Source organism: Inquilinus sp. YAF38 (assembly GCF_052113205.1).
Classification (GTDB): Bacteria; Pseudomonadota; Alphaproteobacteria; order DSM-16000; family Inquilinaceae; genus Inquilinus.
Map to the genome: position 1 here is coordinate 25,774 of NZ_JBFRCU010000005.1, position 13,852 is coordinate 39,625.

12 protein-coding genes are annotated in these 13,852 nt (G+C 69.7%); 2 read left to right on the top strand and 10 right to left on the bottom strand.

Annotated elements, in window-relative coordinates:
* Positions 1-302 precede the first annotated feature (302 nt).
* Positions 303-1,076 (bottom strand): ferredoxin--NADP reductase, encoded by a 774-nt coding sequence (locus AB4Z01_RS03360; RefSeq protein WP_441690584.1) that lies wholly within the window; start codon positions 1,074-1,076, stop codon positions 303-305.
* A gap of 218 nt (positions 1,077-1,294) precedes the next feature.
* Between AB4Z01_RS03360 and AB4Z01_RS03365 the strand changes: the two genes are divergently transcribed.
* Both AB4Z01_RS03365 and AB4Z01_RS03370 read left to right on the top strand, forming a co-directional pair.
* Positions 1,295-2,494: an amidohydrolase family protein gene (locus AB4Z01_RS03365; RefSeq protein WP_441690585.1), complete on the top strand. Its 1,200-nt coding sequence runs from the start codon at positions 1,295-1,297 to the stop codon at positions 2,492-2,494.
* 159 nt (positions 2,495-2,653) lie between these two features.
* Positions 2,654-4,897, top strand: coding sequence for a beta strand repeat-containing protein (locus tag AB4Z01_RS03370; protein WP_441690586.1), 2,244 nt, complete (start codon positions 2,654-2,656; stop codon positions 4,895-4,897).
* Here the strand turns inward: AB4Z01_RS03370 and AB4Z01_RS03375 are convergent.
* The 9 genes from AB4Z01_RS03375 to AB4Z01_RS03415 all read right to left on the bottom strand — a co-directional run bounded on the left by AB4Z01_RS03375 (position 4,894) and on the right by AB4Z01_RS03415 (position 13,851).
* On the bottom strand, positions 4,894-5,337 hold the full coding sequence (locus AB4Z01_RS03375) for a MarR family winged helix-turn-helix transcriptional regulator (RefSeq protein ID WP_441690587.1): 444 nt from the start codon (positions 5,335-5,337) through the stop codon (positions 4,894-4,896). The genes AB4Z01_RS03370 and AB4Z01_RS03375 overlap by 4 nt on opposite strands.
* Before the next feature lie 13 nt (positions 5,338-5,350).
* Entirely contained in the window at positions 5,351-6,055 is a 705-nt protein-coding gene (locus AB4Z01_RS03380; RefSeq protein WP_441690588.1) for an ABC transporter ATP-binding protein, read from the bottom strand.
* The gene (locus tag AB4Z01_RS03385; protein ID WP_441690590.1) at positions 6,052-6,831 is read right to left on the bottom strand and encodes an ABC transporter ATP-binding protein; all 780 of its coding nucleotides are present in this window, start codon (positions 6,829-6,831) and stop codon (positions 6,052-6,054) included. The genes AB4Z01_RS03380 and AB4Z01_RS03385 overlap by 4 nt, the downstream gene beginning before the upstream one ends.
* Positions 6,828-8,708: an ABC transporter permease gene (locus tag AB4Z01_RS03390; RefSeq protein ID WP_441690592.1), complete on the bottom strand. Its 1,881-nt coding sequence runs from the start codon at positions 8,706-8,708 to the stop codon at positions 6,828-6,830. Before AB4Z01_RS03390 ends, AB4Z01_RS03385 begins: the two co-directional genes overlap by 4 nt.
* A gap of 99 nt (positions 8,709-8,807) precedes the next feature.
* On the bottom strand, positions 8,808-10,010 hold the full coding sequence (locus AB4Z01_RS03395) for an ABC transporter substrate-binding protein (RefSeq protein ID WP_441690594.1): 1,203 nt from the start codon (positions 10,008-10,010) through the stop codon (positions 8,808-8,810).
* Between the two features lie 204 nt (positions 10,011-10,214).
* Complete coding sequence (locus AB4Z01_RS03400; protein WP_441690596.1) at positions 10,215-10,799, bottom strand: amino acid synthesis family protein; 585 nt, start codon at positions 10,797-10,799, stop codon at positions 10,215-10,217.
* Positions 10,796-11,380 carry an amino acid synthesis family protein gene (locus tag AB4Z01_RS03405; RefSeq protein ID WP_441690598.1) on the bottom strand — a complete coding sequence of 195 codons (585 nt, stop codon included), beginning with the start codon at positions 11,378-11,380 and terminating at the stop codon, positions 10,796-10,798. Before AB4Z01_RS03405 ends, AB4Z01_RS03400 begins: the two co-directional genes overlap by 4 nt.
* Complete coding sequence (locus AB4Z01_RS03410; protein ID WP_441690600.1) at positions 11,373-12,359, bottom strand: UPF0280 family protein; 987 nt, start codon at positions 12,357-12,359, stop codon at positions 11,373-11,375. Before AB4Z01_RS03410 ends, AB4Z01_RS03405 begins: the two co-directional genes overlap by 8 nt.
* 7 nt (positions 12,360-12,366) lie before the next feature.
* Positions 12,367-13,851 carry a 6-hydroxynicotinate reductase gene (locus AB4Z01_RS03415; protein WP_441690601.1) on the bottom strand — a complete coding sequence of 495 codons (1,485 nt, stop codon included), beginning with the start codon at positions 13,849-13,851 and terminating at the stop codon, positions 12,367-12,369.
* Position 13,852: the final 1 nt, after the last annotated feature.

Sequence of the window (13,852 nt, forward strand, 5' to 3'; positions counted from 1 at the left end):
GCTCTCCTGGCGTGGCGGTCCGCCAAGGATGATAGCAGGGAGGGCACGGTCGTTCCGTGCGAAACGAGGGGCGTCCGTAGGGTGGCGTGCGTGTTTCGCGCTCTGGATGGCTCTCCTGTGCAGGAAATGCGCATCCTCCCCGCCTGTCATGCCCGGGCCTGACCCGGGCATCCAGAGGCTGTCGAGATCTTCTGGATTGCCGGGTCAAGCCCGGCAATGACAGCGGAGGGGGAAGGGGCGAAACGAAAAGGCCGCCGGATCGGTCCGGCGGCCTTTGGATCTCGCAGTGGCGGTGCCGCGCCTTACTTCTCGACGAAGGCCTTCTCGATGACGTAGTCGCCCGGCTCGCCGTGGTTGCCCTCGACGAAGCCGCTGTTCTCCAGGATCGTCTTGAGGTCGGCCAGCATCAGCGGGCTGCCGCACAGCATGACGCGGTCGTGCTCGACCGACAGCGGCGGCAGGCCGATATCCTCGAACAGCTTGTTCGAGGTGATCAGGTCGGTGATCCGGCCGCGGTTGCGGAACGGCTCGCGCGTCACCGTCGGGTAGTAGATCAGCTTGCCGCGGATCTCCTCGCCCAGGAACTCGTCCTGCGGCAGTTCCTGCGTGATCAGCTCGCCATAGGCCAGCTCGGCGATCTGGCGGCAGCCATGCAGCAGCACCACCTTCTCGAACCGCTCATAGGTCTCGGGGTCGCGGATCAGGCTCAGGAACGGCGCCAGGCCGGTGCCGGTGCCCAGCAGGTACAGGTTGCGGCCGGGCTTGAGGTTGTCCAGCACCAGCGTGCCCGTCGCCTTGCGGCCGACGATGACCGGGTCGCCTTCCTTCAGATGCTGCAGGCGCGAGGTCAGCGGCCCGTTCTGCACCTTGATCGAGAAGAATTCGAGCCCGTCCTCGTAGTTGGGGCTGACGACGCTGTAGGCGCGCAGCAGCGGCTTGCCGTCGACCGGGATCCCGATCATCGTGAACTGGCCGTTCTTGAAGCGGAACGTCGGGTTGCGGGTCGTCTTGAAGCTGAAGAGCGTGTCGGTCCAGTGATGGACGCTGAGAACGCGCTCCTCATTGAAGTTGCTCATGCCTCGTCACCCTTCGCTCGCGACTACGCGCAGAATGTGGGAAATAGCCTCGCCGCTGTCGAGCCGATGCATGTAGATTCTTCCGGCGAAATTTGCAAGCCGGCCTTGCTGCGGCATAATTTGTTTGTATACTAACAATAAATGCGGACGGCTGCGCTGTCAACCGCCCGCGACAGGTGAGGCGCCCCGGCAGTGGGGCAGCGGAAAAGGAACGTCTCATGGCGCATGACGAGCCGCAGAAGCCGGCCGGCCCGGCCAAGCTGGTGATCCGCAACATCGGGCTGCTGCTCAGCGGCAAGCTGGAGGCGCCGATCCTCGACGCCGACACCGTGGTCGCGGTCGACGGCCGCATCACCGCGATCGGGCGCGAGAAGGACGTCGACACCGAAGGCGCCACCACCCTGATCGACGCCCATGGCACGACGTTGGCGCCGGGGCTGATCGACAGCCACGTCCATCCGGTGATCGGCGACTGGACGCCGCGGCAGAACCAGATCGGCTGGATCGATTCCAGCCTGCATGGCGGCGTCACCACCATGATCTCGGCCGGCGAGGTACATCTGCCCGGCCGGCCGCGCGACGTCATCGGGCTGAAGGCGCTGGCAGTGACGGCGCAGCGCAGCTTCTCCGCCTTCCGCCCGTCCGGCGTGAAGGTCCATGCCGGCGCGCCGGTGATCGAGAAGGAGATGGAGGAGCAGGACTTCAAGGACTTGGCCGCCGCCGGCGTCACCCTGCTCGGCGAGATCGGCCTCGGCGGGGTCAAGGACGGCCCGACCGCCAACCGCATGGTCGGCTGGGCCCGGAAATATGGGATCCAGAGCACGATCCACACCGGCGGCCCGTCGATCCCCGGCTCCGGCCTGATCGACAAGGATGTGGTGCTGGAGACCGACGCCGACGTGGTCGGCCACATCAATGGCGGCCACACCGCCCTGCCGGACAGTCAGATCCGCTGCATCTGCGAGGGCTGCAAGCGCGGGCTGGAGCTGGTGCACAACGGCAATGAGCGGGCGGCGCTGTTCACCCTGCGCACGGCGCGGGAGATGGGGCAGCTGGAGCGCGTGATCCTGGGCACCGACGCACCGGCCGGCTCCGGCGTCCAGCCGCTCGGCATCCTGCGCATGATTTCGATGCTGTCCTCGCTCGGCGACGTCGCGGCCGAGACCGCCTTCTGTTTCGCCACAGGCAACACCGCGCGGATGCGCAAACTGGACGCCGGCATTATCGAGCCCGGCTGGTCGGCCGATTTCGTCTTCCTCGACACCGCCCAGCATTCGGCCGGCACCTCGCTGCTGGAGAGCGTGCAGCTCGGCGACCTGCCGGGCGTCGGCATGACCGTGATCGACGGCGTGGTGCGCAGCCAGCGCAGCCGCAACACCCCGCCGGCCACCCGGGTGCCGGTGGTGGTGAGGGGGTAGTGCCAGCGGCTTCTGAGATCGGTTTCCGATCCTTTTCCGTCATGGCGAGGCCGTGGCCGGATGGCGGACCTCATCTGTTCGGATGATGCCGGGGGGCCGCCCCGGGAGTACGCTGTAGGCGCTGGCGACTGCCGGAGCCGTCGCGAGGGGGAGGCGATCGTGATCATCGACGGCACCGACAACAACGACACGCTTGCGGGCACCGAAGGCGACGACATCGTCAAGGGCAAGGGCGGCAACGACACCGCCCAGGGACTCGGCGGCCGGGACTATTTGTTCGGCGACAGCGGCAACGACACGCTCGACGGCGGCGACGGGAACGATGTCCTCATCGCGGGCGACGGCTACGATGTGCTGTTTGGCGGTGCCGGCGACGACTCGCTCACCGTGCCCTTCATCGTCGGGGGCTCTGCCGACTTCCTGGCCGACGGCTTCTTCGGCGGTGACGGGAACGACGCCCTCTATATATACCGCTTCGGCACCAGCATCGGCTACAGCATCGCGATGGACGGCACGGCGGCCAGCGACGGCACCGAGGCCTTCAGCATCGAGCGGTTGGAATACGTTGCCGGCGAGGGCGCCGACGTCATCACCGGCGGCATCGGCGACGACAATCTCATGGGCAATGGCGGCGCCGACACGCTGCGCGGCGGCACCGGCCTCGACACCCTGAGCGGAGGGGCCGGCAACGACACTCTCGATGGCGGTGACGGCGACGACACGCTGAACGACGGCGCCGGGGTCGTGATCGTCGACGGCGGCGCCGGATTCGACCGCCTGACCATCGACTGCAGAGACAGCGCCGCCGGGGCCGCCTTCGCGGTGGATGGCCGGACCAACGCCGACGGCAGCCGGGCGGTCGGCGTCGAAACCCTGACCTACCAGGCCGGCTCGGGCAACGACATCGTCACGGGCGCCGCGGCCGAGGACGCCCTCTACGGCAATGGCGGCAACGACCGGCTGAATGGAGGCGACGGCCTCGACATCCTCGACGGCGGCGACGGCAGCAATGTGCTGGACGGGGGCGGTGGCGACGACCTGTTGCTGAGCCACCGCGGGCCGGACACGCTGATCGGGGGCGCCGGTCGCGACCAGATCGACTACCGCAGCAGCGCTGTCGGCGTCACCGTGAACCTGGCGACCCACGCCGCTGCGGGCGGCGATGCCGAGGGCGACGTGATCGGCGCCGGCATCGAAGGCGTTTCGGGCTCGGCCGCCGGTGACAGCCTGACCGGCTCGGCCATGGCCGATTTCCTCTCCGGCGGCGGCGGGAACGACACGCTGGCGGGAGGCGCCGGGGCCGACATCCTGGAGGGCGACGGCACCGGCATTGCCGGCATCGATATCGCCAGCTATGCCGGCGCCGGCGCCGGGGTGACGGTGAGCCTCGCTGCCGGCACCGCCTCTGACGGCGATACGCTGCGCAACATCGAATACGTCACCGGCTCCAACTTCGCCGACACCGTGATCGGCGGCGGCGGCGCCAACCTGCTGCGCGGTCTCGCCGGGAACGACACGCTCCAAGGCGATGCCGGCGACGATACCCTGATCGGCGATGCCGGCGGCGACGTGCTTCGGGGCGGTGCCGGGGCCGACTTCCTCAACGGCGGCACCGGTGTGGACACGGCCAGCTACTATACCGGCGGCGTCGGTGTCGCGGTGGACCTGATCACCGGTTCCGGCAGCGGCGGCGAGGCTCAGGGCGACGTCCTGATCGGCATCGAGAACCTCTCCGGCAGCCAGGGCAACGACACGCTTGTCGGCAATGCCGGGGCTAACCTGCTGCAAGGCTGGTCCGGCAACGACGTGCTCCGCGGCGGCGCCGGCGCGGATGTGCTGGCGGGCGCCGCCGGCGTCGACACCGCCAGCTACTACAGCAGTACGACCGGGGTTGTTGTCAGCCTGGTCAGCGGCCTCGGCAGCGGCGGCGAAGCCCAGGGCGACACGCTGTCCGGCATAGAGAACCTCTCCGGCAGCCAGGGCAGCGACAGCCTCTATGGCAACGCCGGCGCCAACGTCCTGCAGGGCTGGAACGGCAATGACGTTCTCATCGGCCGGGCCGGCAAGGACACTCTCACCGGCGGTGCCGGGGCGGACCGCTTCACCTTCGCCGCGCTCGGCGACAGCGTGGTCGGGGCCAATGCCGACCGGATCACAGATTTCAGCCATGCCCAGGGCGACCGCATCGACCTGGCGGGGATCGACGCCCGGACCACCGTGGCCGGCGACCAGGCCTTCACTTTCATCGGGACCGCCCTTTACAGCGGCGTCGCCGGCCAACTCCGCTACGTCACCGGCAGCCTCACCACCATCGCCGGCGACCTCGACGGCGACAAGGTCTCGGACTTCCACATCACCCTGACCGGCACCATCGCCCTGGTCGCCGCGGACTTCGTGCTCTAGCTCAGGCGGCGCAGCAGCGCGATCAGGGTCGCCCGCTCGGCCTCGTTGAGCGGAGAGAGCGTCTCCTCGGTGATGTGCAGCGCGTTCGGCACCATGCGCTCGGCCAGGGCGTGGCCGGCCGGGCTTAGGGCGACCTCCAGGCGGCGGCCATCCTCCGGGTCCGGGCGGGTCTCGATCAGGCCGCGCTTGCCCAGCCGGTCGACCACGCCCTTGATCGTCGCCGCATCCATGGCGGTGCGGCGGCCGAGGCGGTTCTGCGAGCAGGGGCCGCACTCCAGCAGCTTGGCCAGCACCGCCCATTGCGTTGCCGTCAGGTCCTGCTCGCCGATGCCGGAGGCGAAGATCGCGGCGTGGCGCTGGCTGACCTGGCGCAGGATGAAGCCGATCTGGTCGTCGAGGATGTAGGAAGGCCCGCGCGCGGCGGAAACGGTGCTGGTCATGGCGGGCTTCCTATCACACGGCGAGATAGGCGTCGCGGATCTCCGGCTGCGCCTCCAGCTCGGCCATCGTGCCGCCGAAGCGGATGCGGCCGGTCTCGATGATGTAGGCGCGGTCGCTGATCAGCCGCGCGAAATGCAGGTTCTGCTCGGACAGGAGGACGCTCAAGCCCTCGTGCTTCATCGCCAGGATGGCGTCGGCCATCTGCTCGACGATCTTCGGTGCCAGCCCCTCGGACGGCTCGTCCAGCAGCACCAGCGACGGGTTGCCCATCAGGGTGCGGGCGATGGTCAGCATCTGCTGCTCGCCGCCGCTCATCCGGCCGCCTGGGCGCCGGCGCATCTCGGCCAGGTTCGGGAACAGGGTGTACAGCCGCTCCGGCGTCCAGCTCGGCGCGCCCGGCCGCGGCGGCTGCAGGCCCACCGCCAGGTTCTCCTCCACCGTCAGGTCGGTGAAGATCCGCCGGTCCTCCGGCACATAGCCCAGGCCGGCACGGGCGATTTCATGCGTCGGCCTGGCGGCGATGTCGGCGCCGCGGAACAGGATTTTCCCCTCGCGCCGCGGCACCAGCCCCATCAGCGCGCGGAAGGTGGTGGACTTGCCGGCGCCGTTGCGGCCGAGGAAGGCGACGACCTCGCCTTCGCCGACCTCGAAGCCGACATCGAACAGGATATGGGCCGGGCCGTAATGGGCGTTGAGGCCGGAGACCGAGAGCGTCATGCCGGCACCCCCTCGCGATGCTTGGCGTCGTAGAGCAGGCCGTCGCCGAGATAGACCGCGCGCACCTGCGGGTCGTGGCGCACCGCCTCCGGCGACCCTTCCGCGATCAGCGCGCCGCGGTTCAGCACCATGATCCGGTCGGCATGCTCGAACACCACATCCATGTCGTGCTCGGTGAACAGCACGCCGATCCGCCGCTGCCGCGCCACCTCCGCGGTCAGACGCATCAGCGCCGCCCGCTCCCGCGGCGCCATGCCGGCGGTCGGCTCGTCCATCAGCAGCAGCTTCGGCGCATTGGCCAGGGCGATCGACAGCTCCAGCCGCTTGACGTCGCCATAGGCCAGCTCGCCGCAGGCCCGCTCCGCCGCGTCGCCGAGGCCAACGAGGCCGAGCAGCGCGTCGGCCTCGCCGCGATAGGCGCGGCCGGCGAAACCGAGGCCGAACCGCCGGTGATGCGACAGCAGCGCCACCTGCACGTTCTCGCGCACCGTCATCGAGGCGAAGGTGGCGGCGATCTGGAAGGTGCGGCCGACGCCCAGGCGCCAGACCCGGCGCGGCGCCAGGCCGGTGATGTGGCGCCCCTCCAGCGTCACGCGGCCGGCATCGGGGCGGATCTGGCCGTTCAGCATGTTGAAGCAGGTGCTCTTGCCAGCGCCGTTCGGGCCGATCAATGCGAGGATTCCGCCGGCCTCGAGCGTGAAGTCGACGCCGCGCACCGCCTGCACCCCGGCATAGGATTTGGCCAGGCCTTCGACTTGCAGCAGGGGGGCACTCATTCCGCGGCCTCCGCCGGCGCGGCGGCGGCCGAAACTGAGGGCTTCCGTCGCCGGCCGCGCAGCTCTTCGACGAAACCCACCAGCCCCTTTGGGAAGGCCACCACCAGCAGCACGATGATGCCGCCCAGCACCAGCTTCGACAGGTCGGTCTGACTGACCAGCCAGATCGCCAGGGCCTTGTAGACGATGGCGCCGATCACGGCGCCGGACGCGGTCTCGATCCCGCCCAGCAGCACCATGACCAGCCCGTCGATCGACAGCGGGATGCCGAGATTGTCCGGGAACACGCTGCCCTTGAGGAAGGCGAACAGCGCCCCGGCCAGCCCGGCCATGGTGCCGGCGACCAGGAAGGCGACCCATTGCACCTTGGCCCGGCCGATGCCGATCGCCTCGGCCCGCTGGGTCGAATCCCGCACCCCGCGCAGGGCGAAACCGAAGGGCGAGAAGGTCAACACCCGCAGCAAGGCGATGCCGACGGCGGCCACCGCCAGCGCCAGCCAATAGAAGCCGGCGGGGTTCGCCGCCCAGGAGGACGGCCAGATCCCCAGCATGCCGTTGTCGCCGCCGGTGACCTCGACCCATTGCGTGGCGACAGACCAGGCGATCTGGGCGAAGGCCAGGGTCAGCATGGCGAAATAGACGCCGGACAGGCGCACACAGAAGGCGCCGAACAGCGCCGCGCCGAGCAGGCCGAACAATGGCCCGGCCAGCAGCGCCGCCTCCATCGGCAGGCCCAGCGCCTTGACCGCGAAGGCCGCGCCATAGGTGCCGAGGCCGAAATAGGCGGCATGGCCGAAGGAGGCGAGGCCGCCGGTGGTCATCAGGAACTGCAGGCTGGCGGCGAACAGGGCGAAGATCGCGATCTCGGACGCCACCGCCAGGGCATAGCCGCCGGCCACTATCGGCAGCAGCGCCGCGGCCACCAGCGCGGCCAGCAGGGCGATGCGCTCGCCCGTGGCGAGGGGCCGCCACGGCCGGATGGCGATGCCGATGGTCGGCCGCGCCGCCGCCTCCGGCTTGCCCAGCAGTCCCCAGGGCCGCACCACCAGCACGCAGGCCATCACCAGGAACACCAGCACCAGCGAGATGGTGGGGAAGACCAGGATGCCGAAGGCGTTCAGCTCCGACACCAGCACCGCGGCGATGAAGGCGCCGGGCACGCTGCCGAGCCCGCCGATCACCACCACGACGAAGACCTCGACGATGATGCGCAGATCCATGGTGTGGGTGACGGCATCGCGCGGGATCTGGAGCGCCCCGCCGAGGCCGGCCAGGAACACGCCGAGCGCGAAGACGCTGGTGAACAGCCATTTCTGGTTCACGCCCAGCGCCGCGATCATGTCGCGGTCCTGGGTCGCAGCGCGTACCAGCACGCCCCAGCGGGTGCGCCGGAACAGCAGCCACAGCAGGCCGAGCACGACGGGGCCGAGCACGATCAGGAACAGGTCGTACAGCGGCAGCTTTTGCCCCAGGATCTCGACCGCGCCGCGGAAGCCCGGCGCGCGGCGGCCGACCAGGTCCTCCGGCCCCCAGATCAGCACCACCAGATCGGCGACCATCAGCGTGACGCCGAAGGTGCCCAGCAGCTGGAACAGCTCCGGCGCCCGGTAGATCCGGCGCAGCAGCACGATCTCCAAGAGGGCGCCGAGCGCCGCCACGATCAGGGCGGCGAGGACGAGGCCGCCCCAGAAGCCGAGGGCGCCGGAGAGGCGTTCGGTCAGGGTATAGGCCAGGTACGCGCCCAGCATGTAGAAGGCGCCATGCGCGAAGTTCACGATCCGCGTCACGCCGAAGATGATCGACAGCCCCGACGCCACCAGGAACAGCGAGGCGGCGCTGGCGAGTCCGGTCAGGAACTGGGCGACGAGGAAATCCAAATGGCGCTCCCAACTCGCGTAGGTTGGGTTCGCACCTCGCGAACCCACCAGGACGGAACACTGTTGGGTTCGCCGGGGCGAACCCAACCCACGAGGGCGTTACTCCGCCGGCCGCAGCTTGGCGACTTCGGCGTCGGTCGGCAGGTGCTGGGCGCCGTCGCGGTAGTGGAAGTCGGTCATCACGCCCTTGCCGTCCTCGACCGTGGTCTTGCCGACGAAGGCGCCGAGGGTCGACTGGTGGTCGATCTTGCGGAAGGTGATGGGCCCGAACGGGCTGTCGACGCCGATGCCCTCGGCCGCCGCGATCATCTTGTCGGGGTCGGCCGACCCGGCCTTGGCCAGGATCGCCGCGACCGACTTCATGGTGGTGTAGCCGACGATCGAGCCCAACCGCGGATAGTCGCTGTACTTGGCCTGGTAGGCCTTCAGGAACGCGTCATGCTCCGGCGACTTGATCGCGTACCAGGGATAGCCGGTGACGATCCAGCCCTCCGGCGTCTCGTCCTTCAGCGGGTCGAGATATTCCGGCTCGCCGGTCARGAAGCTGACCACCGACCGGTCCTCGAACAGGCCGCGGGTGTTGCCCTCGCGCACGAACTTCACCAGGTCGGCGCCGAAGGTGACGTTCAGGATCGCCTCGGGCTTCGACGCGGCCAGCGCCTGCACCACCGAACCGGCGTCGATCTTGCCCTGCGGCGGCCATTGCGCGTCGACCCATTCGATATCCGGCCGCTTGGCCGACAGCAGCTGCTTGAACACCGCCACGGCCGACTGGCCGTATTCGTAGTTCGGCGCCACCGTGGCCCAGCGCTTGGCCGGCAGCTTCGCCGCCTCCTCGGCCAGCATCGCCGCCTGCATGTAGTTCGACGGGCGCAGCCGGAAGGTGTAGCGATTGCCGTTGGCCCAGGTCACGGCGTCGGTCAAGGGTTCCGCCGCCAGGAAGAACACCTTCTTCTGCTTGGCGAAGTCCGACACGGCGAGGCCGATGTTGGAGAAGAAGGTCCCGGCCAGGATGGTGACGCCCTCGGACGACACCAGCTCGTTGGCGGCGGTCACAGCATCGGCCGGCTTGCCGCCATCGTCCTTGGAGACGACGACCAGCTTCTGGCCGTTCACCCCGCCCGCGGCGTTGATCTCCTCGATCGCCAGCTGCCAGCCCTTGCGGTAGGGCTCGGTGAAGGCCGGCAGCGCGGAATAGCTGTTGATCTCCCCGATCTTGATCTCCTGCGCCCCGGCCGCTGCCGGGGTGCCGAGCGCGGCGAACAGCGCCAGCGCCGCCGCGACGTGAAACCTTGCCTTCATCCCTGTCTCCTTCGTGTCCTTGTCGGTCGGGCTGCCTTGTGGTTTGCCCTGTCGCCGCGCCGGTTTCCAGGCCCTCGTTCCTATTCTCCCTGTTTGTCATGCCCGGGCTTGACCCGGGCATCCAGAGGGTCTCGACGCCCACTGGATTGCCGGGTCAAGCCCGGCAATGACATCAAGAGGCAAAGCCAGGGCCCGGCTTCGTCTCTATCTCAACCCGTCCTCCCCCTTGATCTGGTCCTTAGTCAGTCCGCCGACCCGGGGCAAGGGGCGGCCGCTGTCGGTCACCGCCACCGCGACCACGATCTCGCCGGCCCGCGGCGCATCGGCGATGCGCACCTCCATGCCGTCGAAATGGCTGCGGACATAGGCGGCGTCCTTGTGGCCGAGCGGGATGTCCAGCGCCACGCCCGGGCCGCCGCGCTTCTTCGAGGACGGGATCAGCGCCGCGCCCTTGCCCAGAACCTTGCGCACGGGCGTGCCCAGCCTCGGGTGCAGGATGGCGGCGGCATGCTCCAGCTCGCCGTTCTCGCCCACCGCCGCGGCCTTGCCGTAGCTCTCGGCGCGCGATCCTTCGATGCCCAGCGCCGCCACCGCCTTCTCGGCCAGCAGAGCGCCCAGCTCCTCGCCGATCTCGAACAGCTCGGTCAGGTCGTCGGCATAGCGGCCGGCGAAGGGGTTCTCGATCACCGCCACCGCGGCGGCGCGGCGGGTCGGCGGGTCGACCTGTCGGCCCATCTCGGTCACCGTCTCCTCGACGACGGTCACGATCTTGCGGATCTTCGCGCTCATCGCAGGCCGTCCTCGCCCTTGATCTCGCTGGCCTTCAGCCCGCCGACGCGGGCGTGGATGCGGGCGCCGGTGGTCATCACCAGCACCAGCGCGATCTCGTCCGCCTTCGGCCCGTCCGGCACGCCGACCTCCATCGCGTCGAAATGGCTGCGGACATAGGAGGCGTCGATATGGGTCACCGGCACATCCAGCCGCGCGCCGGGCCCGCCGACCTTCTTGGCCGAGGCGACGATCGCCTTGGCGCCGCCCAGCGCCTCGCGCATGGCGTAGCCGCCGGGGACATGCCACAGCGCGCCGTGCTCCAGCTCGCCGGCGGCGCCGACGATGGCGCCCTTGCCGTAGCCCTGGATCGCCTTCGGGTCGCCGCCCAGCGCCTGGATCAACTGCTGTGCCATGGCCAGGCCCAGCGGCTTCAGGTCGTCCATGAAGCCCGCGATCTCCTCGACATAGCGGCCGGCGARGGGGTTGCGGATCACGGCGATGATGGCGCCCCGCCGCAGCGGCGTCGCGGCCGGCGGCCCGCCCTCGTGGAAGATTTCCTCGATGGTGACCAGGCGCTTGCGGATCTCGACCTCAGGCATGGATCAGGCTCTGTGTTGTGGGTGCTGATACTGCATCTCTTGTTTCGTCATCCCCGCGAAAGCGGGGATCTCCCGCCGCTCTCGATCCCATCGAGATTCCCGCTTTCGCGGGAATGACGGAGAAGGAGGAAGGAGGTCCCAGCCCCACCGTCCGCGTCTCGCCGGCCAGATGCAAGGCGGCGGCGCGGATCAGGCCGCGGGCGATCAGGGTCTCGGCCATGGCCGCGCCGGCCTCGAGGGCGGCGTCGATCTCGGCGGGATGCAGCGGGCCGACGCCGCGGGTCACCGGGCGGTCGCCCAGGTCGCTGTCGGGCTGCAGCTCGCGCGCCGGGACGCGCTGGATCGCCGGATGGCCGGGCAGGTCGACGGCATTGGCCACCACCGTGGCTGCGGCATCGGCATCGGCAGCGCCGACGGCCAGGATGGTCACCGCATCGGCGATGCCGAGCGAGAAGCTGCGGCCGCGCCAGCCGCTGGTGGCGATGCCGCGGATCCCGTTCCCGGCCGCCAGCACGGTGGTGCCGAACAGTCCGGGCTGGTCCGGGCGGTCGACGAGGCCGACGGTGAAGCTCTGCCCCGGCGCCAGGTGCAGGGCGATGTCGCCGCCATTGTTGACATAGGCGCGGGCCAGCGGCGCCGCCGCGGCCATTGCCGCCAGCACCGTCTCGGCCACCGCGCCGGCCACCGCCGCCATCGGGGTGATGAAGCTCTCCGCGGCATAGGGCGCCACCGCGTCGTGCATGCGGCGGGCGACCGGGCTCTGCAACGGGCAGTGGTCCGGCCGGGCCGGAGAGCGCAGCGGCGCCAGTTCGTCGCACAGCTCGTCCAGCAGGCCGGTGAAGCGCCGCGCCGCCGCCTCATAGGCCATCCGCACCGCCTCCGCCGTCCCGGTCGCCTCGACGATCAGGTCGATCGGCCCGTCCTGCAGATGCAGGCGCCGCCCGTCGGACAGCAGCGCGATCTGCGGCAGGCGGGCCATCGGGACGTCAGCCGTGCGACCGCTTCGCGCCTTCGGGCGCGAAGGGCCAGGGGTTGTCGCGATGGCCCGGCACCTGCCGCCGAGTCATGTCGACGCCGAGGGAGGAGAGGGGGCGGACATGGGCCATATGTCCCTCCAGCGCCTCGTAGTCAGACAGGCGCAGGGTGAACTCGATCGGCGCCACCAGGGCCGGGGTGGGGACGTAGCCGAAGGCGTTCTCCGGCACCCGGGTGACATCGACCATGAAGGTGATGCCGCCGCCGGGCCAGACATAGACCGGGGCGCCGCCGCAGGTGACATAGGTCAGCGCTTCCTTGACCGATCGGGTCAGCCGCACCGGGTTCTCGGTGACGCCGGAGCGCAGCGAGCCGCCGGCGCCGCCCATGAACAGCACGGTGCACAGCGCCGGCTCGCAATTCTCCTCGATCCGCGCGATCGACTGCTGCAGCGGCGCCGGCAGCTCGCGCTGCACCGGCCGCAGTTCGTCATCCAGCTCGTAATAGGCGAAATGCTCGCCGGTGGTGCTGACCATCAGCATGGTCAGGCCGGGACGCGCCGCCTTCGGGTTGAACGGGCCCAGGATCGACAGCGGGTCGGAGATGTCGGTGCCGCCCCAGCCGGTGCCGGGCTGCGCCACCTGGAAGTAGCGGCCGGGGGTAGAGCGGCGGCCCTTCATGTGGATGCCGGTTTCGGGGATGCCCAGCAGCTTGCCGGCCTGGTGCTCCGACAGCACGCCGGTGATGTGGTCGTCGACCACCACCACCTCGTCGACCTTGCCGTGCCACTGCTTGGCGAACATGCCGATGGTGGCGGAGCCGCAGCCGACCCGCATCCGCTCCTCGGCCGCGCCGTTGACGATCGGCGGCCTTCCGGCCTGCACGATCACGGTGGCGCCATCGTCGATGGTCAGCTCGACCGCGCGGCCGTTGCTCAGCTCCAGCAGGGTGTCGCAGGTGACGCGGCCCTCCTTCTTGCTGCCGCCGGTCAGGTGGTGCACGCCGCCCAGCGACAGCATCTGCGACCCGTACTCGCCGGTGGTGACGTGGCCGACCGGCTCGCCCTGGGCCCGCACCAGGCTGCGCTCCGGCCCGAGATGGCGGTCTGTATCGACCTTCACCTTGACGCCGCAATAGCTGAAGATGCCCTCGGTCACCACCGTGACCATGTCGACACCGTCGACCTCGGCCGAGACGATGAAGGGTGCCGGCTTGTAGTCGGGATAGGTGGTGCCGGCGCCGATCGCGGTGACGAAGGTCTCCGGCCCGCGCACCAGCTTGCCGTCCCAGTCGCCGATGCGGCTGAACGGAACTACGCTGCCGCCCTGCTGCAGGGTGCGGTCCAGCACCACATGGGGATCGACCCGGACCAGCGTGCCGTCGTAGTTGGCGTAGCGGTCGCAGGCCCCGGCGGCGCCGGGCTTGATGTAGCACATCACCGGGCAGGCATCGCAGCGGATGCGGCCATCCTCGGTCTTTTCGGTCGGCTGGGACATG

Coding starts and splice junctions, on each gene's coding strand:
- AB4Z01_RS03400 (WP_441690596.1), bottom strand. CDS start 10,799: ATGAGCGCGAAGATCCGCAAGATCGTGACCGTCGTCGAGGAGACGGTG.
- AB4Z01_RS03375 (WP_441690587.1), bottom strand. CDS start 5,337: ATGACCAGCACCGTTTCCGCCGCGCGCGGGCCTTCCTACATCCTCGAC.
- AB4Z01_RS03365 (WP_441690585.1), top strand. CDS start 1,295: ATGGCGCATGACGAGCCGCAGAAGCCGGCCGGCCCGGCCAAGCTGGTG.
- AB4Z01_RS03410 (WP_441690600.1), bottom strand. CDS start 12,359: ATGGCCCGCCTGCCGCAGATCGCGCTGCTGTCCGACGGGCGGCGCCTG.
- AB4Z01_RS03385 (WP_441690590.1), bottom strand. CDS start 6,831: ATGAGTGCCCCCCTGCTGCAAGTCGAAGGCCTGGCCAAATCCTATGCC.
- AB4Z01_RS03360 (WP_441690584.1), bottom strand. CDS start 1,076: ATGAGCAACTTCAATGAGGAGCGCGTTCTCAGCGTCCATCACTGGACC.
- AB4Z01_RS03380 (WP_441690588.1), bottom strand. CDS start 6,055: ATGACGCTCTCGGTCTCCGGCCTCAACGCCCATTACGGCCCGGCCCAT.
- AB4Z01_RS03415 (WP_441690601.1), bottom strand. CDS start 13,851: ATGTCCCAGCCGACCGAAAAGACCGAGGATGGCCGCATCCGCTGCGAT.